Source organism: Delftia sp. ZNC0008 (assembly GCF_000799035.1).
Taxonomy (GTDB): Bacteria; Pseudomonadota; Gammaproteobacteria; order Burkholderiales; family Burkholderiaceae_C; genus Comamonas; species Comamonas tsuruhatensis.
Map to the genome: position 1 here is coordinate 1 of NZ_JTKZ01000255.1, position 1,134 is coordinate 1,134.

General features: G+C 72.0%; 1 protein-coding gene. It reads right to left on the reverse strand.

The window, feature by feature from the left end; all coding sequences use genetic code 11:
* On the reverse strand, window positions 1-1,134 hold a 1,134-nt coding region (locus L995_RS08510), incomplete at both ends, for an acetate--CoA ligase family protein (protein WP_047470980.1).

The window sequence follows — 1,134 nt, forward strand, 5'->3', positions numbered from 1 at the left end:
CCGCCCTGGGCCAGCATCCAGTCGCCCAGCCGCACCATCATGGCGGCCACGGCATCCAGCTCCACGGCCGGCATGCCGCGCACGGCCGCAAAGGCCGGGGCGATGGACAGGCGCGCAAGGGCATCCAGCGCCTGCCGCGCACTGAAGGGGGCGACAAGGAACTGCACGTCCCTGAGCGCCTCCACCAGCACGCCGCCCTGGCCGACCATGACCACCACGCCGAACTCGGCATCGACATGGGCACCCAGCGCCAGCTCGAAGTCGGCCCTGTGCTGGGCGCCCAGCAGCAGGCCGCCATCGGCCGCACCCAGGCGGGCCAGCGTGGCGGCGAAGTCGCCAAAGGCCTGCAGCGCCTGCTCCGCCTCGCGGATGTTGAGCCGCACCAGGCCATGCTCGGACTTGTGCGAGAGATCGGCGGACACGCCCTTGGCCACCAGGGGCAGCGGCAGGGATTCGAGGGCGGCGCGCACCTCGTCCCCGCTCCTGCAGACCAGATGGCGCATCACCGGCAGGCCTGCGCGGGCGAGTTCGGACAGGCTGGAGGGCTCGTCCAGCGTAACCAGCGTGATGGAGCGGGAGGCCGCCACCGGCACCGATGCCTCGGCAGACGGCGCCTGTACCTGCCTGCCGCCGGCCTGCTCGGCCAGCAGCGCCAGGCCGCGCATGGCGGCGCGTTCGCTCCAGAAGGTGGGCACGCCCTGGTCCTGGAAGGCCTGGGCCACCCAGTCCTGGTTGACGCTGACCGCAATGGGCACGCCGGTGTCGCGCGCAAAGCGGCTGGCCTGGCCCGCGAAGTCGGCAAAGTCATAGCCCTCGCCACCGATAGGGAAGCCCACGTGAACGAGGTCCGCCGCACCGCTGCCCGACAAGGCCCGCAGCGTGTCGCCAAAGGTCTGCGGCCTGCCCAGCAGGGCCGTGGTCATGTCGATGGGATTGCGCGCCGTGACATAGGACGGCAGGGCCTGGGACAGGCCGTCCAGCGTGGCGGCATCGAACGGCTCCAGGGCCAGGCCGTATTCCTCGGCCGCGTCGGCCGACAGCACGCAGGTGGCGCCCGAATTGCTGATGCTGACCACGCGGCGACCGCGCGGCGCAGGCTGGGACAGGAACAGCGGCGCGTAGTCGATCACGCGG